This window comes from Nonomuraea sp. NPDC049784 (assembly GCF_040659615.1).
GTDB lineage: Bacteria > Actinomycetota > Actinomycetes > Streptosporangiales > Streptosporangiaceae > Nonomuraea.
Map to the genome: position 1 here is coordinate 1 of NZ_JBFAMX010001155.1, position 1,659 is coordinate 1,659.

Sequence of the window (1,659 nt, forward strand, 5' to 3'; positions counted from 1 at the left end):
CTCGACCGCCATGAGCGCGGCCCCGCCCCACTCGCCGCCGACCGCCAGCCCCTGCACGAAGCGGAGCAGCACCAGCAGCACGGGGGCGAGCGTGCCGATCGACGCGTACGTGGGCAGCAGGCCGACCGCGAACGTCGCGCCGCCCATCATGAGCAACGTGACCACCAGCGCCGACTTGCGGCCGACCCGGTCGCCGAAGTGGCCGAAGACGATGCCGCCGAGCGGCCTGGCGAAGAAGCCGACCGCGTACGTGGCGAAGGAGGCCATGAGCGCCACCGTGGGGCTGGAGGCGTTGGGGAAGAACAGGTCGTCGAAGAGCAGCGCGGCGGCTGTGGCGTAGACGTAGAAGTCGTACCACTCGATCGTGGTCCCGACGAAGGCGGCGCCGGCCGCCCGGGTGGCGCGATTCATGGTTCCTCCGGGTGTCAGGGGGTGCGACGACGATAAGCGCAGGTCAGGCATGCCGGGGCCAGGAGGAAATGCACTACTGGGGATGAATTAGGGTGCAGTATGCACCGCGAGCCGCGTTCAGCGGCTTGTGGCAAGTGGCGGTGTTCGCACTTACATCCGAGGGGCTCCCATGGCGCTGACCGTCGCCCAGGCCATGACCCTGCCCGGCATGCGCATGCGGCTGCTGGCCGGGCGCGCCGGGCTGACGCGTGTGGTGCGGTGGGCGCACGTGTCGGAGCTGGCCGACCCCGTGCCGTGGCTACGCGGGGGCGAGCTGGTGATGACCATCGGGCTCGGCCTGCCCGCCGACCCCGCCGGGCGGCACGCGTACGTCGAGCGGCTGTCGGGCGCGGACTGCGCCGGGCTGGCCTTCGCGCTCGGCGAGGCGATGACCGCCGTCCCCGAGGAGGTGCTGGCGGCCGCGGATCTCCATGGCCTGCCGGTGCTGGAGATCCTCACGCCGTTCATCGCGGTGACCGAGGCCGTCGCCCGGTGGCACGCCGACGAGCGGGTACGCGGGGAGCGGCGGGTCGTCGCCGCCCAGGAGGCCATGGCGCGGGCCGCGCTGCTGTCGGGCACGTCGGGCATCCTGCGCGCGCTGGCCGAGCACACCGGCGGCGAGTCCATGCTGCTGGATCCGCAGGGCAAGCCCAGGGCGGCGACGCCGGCGGGGGAGCGGCCCTGGCACGCCCGAGCCCGGGAGATGGCGGAGGGGGCGGCCCGGCGCAGCGCCGGCGTCCTGGACGACGGCATCGAGGCCGTGCAGGTGCAGAGCCTGGGCTTCTCGGGGCCGCCGACCGGCTGGCTGGCGGTGTGCACCGCCTCGCCGCTGGAGTGGCACGCGCGGATGCTGGCCAACCAGGCCGCCTGCCTGCTCGCCATGGAGCTGCTCGGCGTGCGCGCCAGCCGGGCCAAGGCGCACGCCCAGCGGGGCGCGCTGCTGGCCGCCGTGCTCGACGGCAGGCTGTCGCCCCGCCAGTTGGGCGAGCTGTGCCCGGTGGCGGACCCGCCGTACGAGGTGGTCGTGGCGCGGGTCACGGTGCCGGTCGAGACGGCGGCGGAGGCGCTGGAAGAGGTGATGGCGGACGCCGCGGAGCCGGCCCTCGTGTGCTCCCGGTCCGAGTACACGGTGTTCGTGCTGCCGGAGGGGCCCGAGGGCGGGCGGCGGTGGGGTGCGGAGCTGTGCGCGCGGCTGGGCGTGCCGGGCGG

Annotated in this window: 2 protein-coding genes; one reads left to right on the forward strand and one right to left on the reverse strand. The window is 74.7% G+C overall.

Going from position 1 to position 1,659, the window contains the following annotated elements; genetic code table 11:
• Window positions 1-411: MFS transporter (locus tag AB0J09_RS64265; protein WP_360714275.1), on the reverse strand; the 411-nt coding region annotated here is incomplete at its 3' end.
• Window positions 412-580: 169 nt separating this feature from the next.
• On the opposite strand from AB0J09_RS64265, the gene AB0J09_RS64270 reads away from it, so the two are divergent.
• Window positions 581-1,659: PucR family transcriptional regulator ligand-binding domain-containing protein (locus tag AB0J09_RS64270; RefSeq protein WP_360714276.1), on the forward strand; the 1,079-nt coding region annotated here is incomplete at its 3' end.